Source organism: Romboutsia sp., from assembly GCF_051659545.1.
Classification (GTDB): Bacteria; Bacillota; Clostridia; order Peptostreptococcales; family Peptostreptococcaceae; genus JBOFOR01.
On the sequence record NZ_JBOFOR010000049.1, the window covers coordinates 1 to 7541 of the forward strand.

Sequence of the window (7541 nt, forward strand, 5' to 3'; positions counted from 1 at the left end):
TTGTAGTAGCTTTCCTAATAAGCATATTTTACTAAATATACTAGACAATATATACGAGTTAAAAATTTAAAAAGTATTTAATTTAATATTCTGAAAAAAGGATTGTATCCTGGACCTTAGAGAAAGTGTATTCTTTTTAGGTAAATAAATTAGAAATTTGCTAGATTTAACATAAACAAAATAAACACATCTAATTTTATTAAAATTGATAAAATTAAATGTGTTCATGAATAATTCAGGATAATATAAATAAATCTAATATTAAGGAGACAAAGAATGAAGTTTTACTCAGTAAAAGAACTAATACCAGAGATAACTGGAATAGACGAAAAATATGATAAGAGATATGAGTCAGAATCAAGAAAGGTATATAGAATAGATGAGAGTATAAGAAGTATAAGTTCTTATCACGATACACAAGGAATACCAGAGTGCAATAAAGATTCATATCTAAAGATGATGAAAGCTATATATAATGACGATGAAGTACAAGCAATAGCAAGAAATATAAAGAATAAAAAGAATATTTCAGACGAACAAGCATTAAGATTTTTTGACTTTATACTAGATAAAATAGAGGACAAAGAACTTAAAAAGTATTTAGGCAGATACAGAGATGAATTAAGAAGTGAAGAATTACTCAAAGTTACAGAAGATATAAATAAAGAGATAATGATATTCATGAGTGAAAATCAAGACCTAGCATATGAAAGTCAGATAAAAACATTGGAGCAATTAAGAGATACAGTAAAAGAAACGTTAAATGACTACAGAAAACAAATAAATGTAATAAGAGATTTAAATAGCTATGTCTATTCAGAAGAAGGATGGATAGATATGGTATCAAAAATAGACAAACATATAAATGAATACAAGATGAAAAAATAGATGAAAACAAGACTTAGTCAATGACAAATTAAGTCTTGTTTTTTTGTCATAAAAAAAATTTTCATTATACGATAACATGGTATTTGTAGTTAGCAGAGACTAACTATAGATAACTATATGATTGTATATTTGGAGGAATGTTGAAATGACAAGATTAAAGAGAGTTCAAAAAATAGTAAAGGTTGCAGAAGAAAAGAAAGAAGTAAGTAAAACAAGATTGAAAAGGCTTAGAAAGTTAAGCATAGGTACACATGAAGTTGAAATCACAAGTGCAGAACTATCGGAAAATAAGGACTACTTAATAAATTTAGGATTACAGTCAATGGAAGATGAAAGAAAAGGAAGGTTCTCTATACCAATAGATGGGTTTTCAATGGATAGTTTGTTAGAAATCATATATGGAGAATGTGATCAAGAGGAGGTATGTTTAGAAGAGTTAGTAGGGCATAAAGTGATTGCAGTAATAGTGAGAAACGGAAAATTCTTGAATGTAGACTATTTTGAGTCATTAGATAATGCTGAGGAAGAAGATGAAATAGACCTATACCAAGAACTTGAAGATAATAATGAAGAATACCTAGAAGATGAAATAGAATTAGACGATTTCATATAGGAGGTAGAACAAATGACAGATGTAAAAATGGACATGCCATTTGAAGAAGTAACATTAGAACCTGATGATGGAGTATACCTAGAAGATGATAAATTTGGAACAATGAAAGTATCAGAACCAATTTGGATAGAATCATGTGAAAGAAATATAGATAATGATGAAATGACTGCAACGATAATGTGCAAAAATCTTGGAAGAAAAAATAAAGTAATAGCCAAAAGGGAGGAATATCTAGACCCTAGAATACTGTTAACTTATCAAAAAGTAGGATTTGATGTGAATATATTCAATAAGAATACAATAGTAAAACACCTAATAAATGAAGAAAAAATAATGAAAATAGACCAAGTTCATTCACAACTTGGATTTGGAGAGCATGAAGGAAAGACAATTTACAAGGCACATAACTCTATAGGTACAGACAGTACCTATAGAGGAAGCTTTGACATAAATCCTAAAGGGAATAAAGATGTTTGGTTAACTATGTTGGAAGATAAAGTACTAGGTAATGTAAACCTTGAACTAATTTGTTCAATCTCACTAACATCAATACTATTAGGATTCATAGGAGAAGAATATTCACTAGAAACTATAATTGTACATCTAGTTGGAAATAGTACAACGGGAAAAAGTACGGCATTGAGATTAGCTATATCAATATTTGGTTCTATAAAATTAGGTAATAATTCATTACTTTCAACTTACAATACAACTCATAATGCAATGATGAAGAAGTTATGTGGAACAAAAGGAGTAACATTCGCATTTGATGAGATTTCTATAAGTAACATAGGAAATTTCACACAGACAATCTACACTCTTTCACAAGGGGTAGATAAAGCAAGACTAAATAAGAATTCAGAACAAAAAGAACAAGAAAGTTGGTTAGGAACAATACTCTCAAATGGTGAAAAATCATTACTAAATTCAGCTAACAAAAATGCTGGAATACAGATAAGAGTAATAGAAATAGAAGATATTTCTTGGACAAGTAGTGCAGAAAATGCAGAAGAAATAAATAGGATAGTAGCGAAGAATAGTGGTCATATAGCTATTGAAATAGCAGAATACATGATGGAACTAGGCAAGGAAGAAGTAAGTAAAAGATATGAAAAAAACGTGGAAATGATAAAACAAGTAATGATTAAAAATAACTTAGAAGATGAATTCACAAGTAGAAGAGCTAATAAACTAGCAACAATAACTACTACAGCTAAGATATTTCAAGAATACCTTAGTAAAGAAGTAGGAAAAGAGATTAAGTTAGACATAAAAGGAATGATACAGGTACTTACTGATGTAGAAAGAGAATCAATAAAATCTAGAAATTTAGATAAGTCAGCATTAGAACATATACGTCAATACATCTTAGACAATAAACATAAATTTGAAAAGAATTGGGAAGAAAAACCTAAGGGACAACTGATAGGAAAGCTAACAAGGAAAAAAGACTATTTAGAACTTGAAATGACGCCATCAAAGTTCAAAGAAATGTTAAAAGAAGGTGGATATGAAAGTGATAAGGTAGTTCTAAAGGAGCTTAAAAATAAAGGAATGCTTGATTGTGATAGCGATAGGTACACAAGAAAACGAAATACGGATGCAGGTAATATACCTGTAATAGTAGTAAAGCTACTGAAAAAAGATAAATAAAGATGAATGGGTAAACGGTAAAGAAATAAAACCACGTTTCCACATATGAAACTAAATAAAAAATAATTTGGAGGAATTAAATATGGAAAACATAAAGGAAGTAATAACAGTAGATGAAATGAATGAAAGCAATTTAAATAATAAGGTATATAATCCTTTAAAAGTAATCAAACCAAAAAGCATGAGCAAAACTAGAGATACTAAAAGTTCAAAAGGTATATGTACAGTGATAAATTCTAAACAGAATGGTAAGAGATTAATCTTAGCGAAAGAAACCATGGATTACCTTAAAAATCCATCAAAAATTGAAGTTGGATTTACTGAAGATGGCATAGTAATAGCTGAGAAATTACCAGAGAATGGAGTAGAGTTTTCTATAAAGAAAAGTGGAAATAAAATGGTAATATATTCATCAGAATTAGTCAAAGAAATAACACAGTTATTTAACTTAGATTTTAGTGACAGAGTATCAATTACATTTACTGAATCAGAGAAGTATGATGATTTAGATAATCCTATAGTTAAGATTAAGACTAGATAGTCATACACAAAAGGAAATCATTGCTTTAAGTTAAATGATGGAAAATTGACGTGGAAACGTGGAAAAAAAGAAAAGCACGTTTCCACATGAAACATAACATAATGTTGGAGGACAACTATGGATACAGTATCAATGGAGCAGATAAAATCAGATGAAATAATAAATATACTAAGTAACATAATACAAAAACACATAATAAAAGCTAAAGAATCAACTGGAGGAGAAGATAATGAGTAAAAGAGTAGCCATATATTGTAGAGTATCAACAACAGAACAAGCTGAAGAAGGTTACAGTATAGATGAGCAAAACATAAAGATAAGAGAATATTGTGAGAAAGAAGGTCATGAAATATACAACCTCTACGAAGATAGAGGGATAAGTGGAAAGAACATAACAAATAGACCAGGTATAAAACAACTACTACATGATGCAACTAAGAATAAATTTGACTTAGTAATAGTTTGGAAATTGAATAGAATAAGTAGAAAACTATTAGACATACTTAACATAGTAGATTTGCTAAATAGACATAACATAGCATTTCGTTCATTAACAGAAAGTTTTGAAACAGAAACAGCAACAGGAAAGTTACAACTAAACATAATGGGAGCGATAGGGGAGTTTGAAAGAGAAACTATTGCAGAAAACGTAAAAATGGGATTATTAGCTAGAGCTAAAGAAGGTAGATGGAATGGAGGTGTAGTTTTAGGGTATGATTTAGTAGAAATATCTAATGAAGGAAAGAAGAGAAAGAATACTATTTTAAAAATAAATGAAGTAGAAGCTAATACAGTAAGAAGAATATTTGAGCTATATAGTCAAGGATACGGATACAAAGCAGTAGTGAATAGGATAAATAAGGAAGGACATAAGACCAAGAGAAATTCAGTATTTGCAGTGAGTACAGTAAAGGAAATACTTCAAAATCCAGTATACATTGGTAAGATAAGATACAATGTAAGACAAGATTGGAGCAAGAAAAGAAGAAATAACATAAATGCTAATCCAATACTTTCAGAAGGAATACATGAACCAATAATTGACGTGGAAACGTGGAACAAAGTACAAGTGATACTAAAGGAAAGAAGTAAAAAACATAATAAAATCTATGATAGTGAATTTCCATTAACAGGAATACTAAGATGTCCTGTATGTGGAGCAGGGATGACGATAAATAGGTCTACTGCTAAAAGGAAGGATGGAACTAGAAGGATAAATGAATACTATTCTTGTGGAAACTGGAAGAATAAAGGAACATCTGTATGTAACTCTAACTCTATACGCACAGAGATAGCAGATGAATATGTGTTAGGTAAGATAATGGAGCTAATAAATGATGAATCCATATTAAGTAGAGTAGTTGATAACATAAATAAGAACAAGTCTACTAAATTGAAACCAACATTGGAACAATTAGGACAAATAGATAAAGAGATAGAAAAGCTAACAGGTAAGAAGAATAAAAATATAGAACTATTTGAAGATGGAATACTAGATAAAAGTGAGCTATCAACAAGAGTAAAAGCAATAAATGATGACATAGAGAAACTAAAGTACAGAGAACAAGAACTAAAACAGGATCTCCAACTAGCAGAAGGAGAGCCAATACCATTTGAATTAGTGAATGAAGTAATGCAAAGGTTCAAAGAAGTATTCTTAGGAATGAGTACAAGTCAACAAAGGAAACAACTAATACATTTGCTAGTTTCAAAGATAACAATAAATAAGGAAAGAGAGATAGATAGCATAGAGATACAAATAAATGATGATGTGATAACATACTTAATGAAGGATGGGTTGCCTAAAGAACAAGGTAACCCATCCTTTTTGCATTTGCTTGGAATGAATTGTGTAAATCTTAAAATAAAAGTATGTTAGATACATAACAGGGATAAAATCATAATACTAAAAAATATTTTGGAGGGATGAATAATGAGTAAAGAAATGACTATGGAAGAGATATTAGATTTATTTGATAGAAAGAATGTGGGGAATACAAATACAACAGTAAAGGCAAATGAGAATAGGAGTATTAATCATAGTACTAATATTACTATAAATAATTACTATATTAATTATATAACAGAAGTAAGAATTGAACCTGTAGAACAAAAGGTGTATAATGGAAACTCAACTACAACAAAAAGAAGAGATACATTAGATGCAATAATAGATTTATATAATCAAATATTTTAATAATTTAAAGAGGTTAAAAGACATCCATATAAGAGGATAACAACCTAAAATAGAAGTAAACAAAAAGACGTGCTCCGTAGGGTAAGGTACGGAGAACCGTATCATAAATAAGGTAGGTATTTTGTAGTATAGTAGTTAAATAAGATTCAACGACCATTTAAATGTACAAAAAAGAGGGTAAGGCATTGTTTCTGGTTCTTACTCAAGTTTGGGTATTACGAAAATAGCTAAATATAATTAATAAAGGTGGACGCATTAGTTTTAACGTGTCCACCTTTATTAAAATAGCATCATTTACCCAAAGATGAGTAATAACCTTATTTTTATGAATAACCTTATTTAATGTCTTACTATTAATTAAATAATATAAAAAGAGTAGAAAACAAATATTTATATCTGTTTTCTACTCTTTTACGAAAATGTTATTTATTATTGTTGCTTTGTTTCATGATGAAGTGGTGGTGTAACTAGCCGACCTTTATCTTTTATTGAGTAGTCACAAAACTATTATTTGTATAATAGTAGATTTTATACAGACGATGTAGTAAAAATAATTATTAATTTTCCTTTATTCTAATAGCATTATTTATTTACTGCTTAATTCAAACATAATTTCACGTCCATTTGTATTATTTTCTAGGATTATTAAAAGATACCGGGGTAGGGTTTGGTGGTTCATGAGATGGTCCTGGAGTAGATAAATCAAAGTATAGTTTTGAATATTCAGTAACTCCAAAATCTTTATTAGAACCTGTATTTTGAACTTTATTTAATGCTTCTCTAAATAGAGCATTATGTGCTTCTTCTCTATTAAGCAAGAACTGAATAGTTGATCTTACTTCTTTATCTTCAATTTGTCTATAAAGATACTCATAAACTACTTTTGCTCTTTGCTCTGATACTATATTTGAAAGTAAGTCTGCAACTAAATCACCAGTTACCGTTACATAATCCGCTGTCCATGGTGCTCCAGATGAATTTATTAAAACAGGTGATAATCCACATTGAACATGAGTTTGAATTTCTCCTGCCGTAACTGCTGCACTATCAACATCATGGCCATTTAGTAAATTAATTGTTTGTGCTACCATTTCCATATGACTCAACTCTTCAGCTGCTATATCCATAAATAAATCTTTTATTTCAGGGTCTTTAATTCTAAAACTTTGGGGCATATATTGCATAGCGGCCTTATATTCTCCGTTCCCACCACCTAATTGATCCTGCATTAATACTGCATATTGAGGATTTACTTTTTCTACCTTAACTTCTTGTAATAATTGTTTTTTATGTTTAAACATTTTTACTGCCCCCTGAAAGTAGATATTTATGTATATAGTTGACATTTGCACAATATATAGCCAGTGAGCGAAGCGGACTATATATTGCTATGTCAACTATATACGACTACATCTCTTTAACCAAGTTTGCTGCCCATTTTTTTGATAACGCCCTAGGAACACCAAAAATAAACTTGACTATTTCCTCAGTATAAGTAAAAAGAACAAGTACATATATCGGAGCCCCCATTATCGCAGCAATAAAAGTAAGAGGAAGCGAAACCAACCACATACAACCTAACTCCAAAGCAAGAGCATACTTTGTATCTCCACCACTTCTTAAAACACCAATTATTATCAAAGTATTAA

7 protein-coding genes and 1 pseudogene are annotated in these 7541 nt (G+C 29.7%); 6 read left to right on the top strand and 2 right to left on the bottom strand.

Going from position 1 to position 7541, the window contains the following annotated elements; all coding sequences use genetic code 11:
- Positions 1 to 276: 276 nt before the first annotated feature.
- The 6 genes from ACRC03_RS02770 (at position 277) to ACRC03_RS02795 (ending at position 5892) form a co-directional block, all read left to right on the top strand.
- Positions 277 to 888, top strand: a complete 612-nt coding sequence (locus tag ACRC03_RS02770; protein WP_438651022.1) for a hypothetical protein — start codon at positions 277 to 279, stop codon at positions 886 to 888.
- Positions 889 to 1033: 145 nt separating this feature from the next.
- Positions 1034 to 1501: a hypothetical protein gene (locus ACRC03_RS02775; protein ID WP_438651023.1), complete on the top strand. Its 468-nt coding sequence runs from the start codon at positions 1034 to 1036 to the stop codon at positions 1499 to 1501.
- 12 nt (positions 1502 to 1513) lie between these two features.
- Complete coding sequence (locus ACRC03_RS02780; RefSeq protein WP_438651024.1) at positions 1514 to 3154, top strand: DUF927 domain-containing protein; 1641 nt, start codon at positions 1514 to 1516, stop codon at positions 3152 to 3154.
- Positions 3155 to 3236: 82 nt separating this feature from the next.
- Positions 3237 to 3695, top strand: a complete 459-nt coding sequence (locus ACRC03_RS02785) for a hypothetical protein (RefSeq protein ID WP_438651025.1) — start codon at positions 3237 to 3239, stop codon at positions 3693 to 3695.
- A gap of 229 nt (positions 3696 to 3924) precedes the next feature.
- The gene (locus ACRC03_RS02790; RefSeq protein WP_438651026.1) at positions 3925 to 5574 is read left to right on the top strand and encodes a recombinase family protein; all 1650 of its coding nucleotides are present in this window, start codon (positions 3925 to 3927) and stop codon (positions 5572 to 5574) included.
- 54 nt (positions 5575 to 5628) lie between these two features.
- Positions 5629 to 5892: a hypothetical protein gene (locus tag ACRC03_RS02795; protein ID WP_438651027.1), complete on the top strand. Its 264-nt coding sequence runs from the start codon at positions 5629 to 5631 to the stop codon at positions 5890 to 5892.
- 629 nt (positions 5893 to 6521) lie between these two features.
- On the opposite strand, the gene ACRC03_RS02800 is transcribed toward ACRC03_RS02795, so the two are convergent.
- Both ACRC03_RS02800 and ACRC03_RS02805 read right to left on the bottom strand, forming a co-directional pair.
- The gene (locus ACRC03_RS02800) at positions 6522 to 7193 is read right to left on the bottom strand and encodes a manganese catalase family protein (protein WP_438651028.1); all 672 of its coding nucleotides are present in this window, start codon (positions 7191 to 7193) and stop codon (positions 6522 to 6524) included.
- A gap of 106 nt (positions 7194 to 7299) precedes the next feature.
- Positions 7300 to 7541, bottom strand: a pseudogene (locus ACRC03_RS02805) (MATE family efflux transporter); the annotation flags it as partial.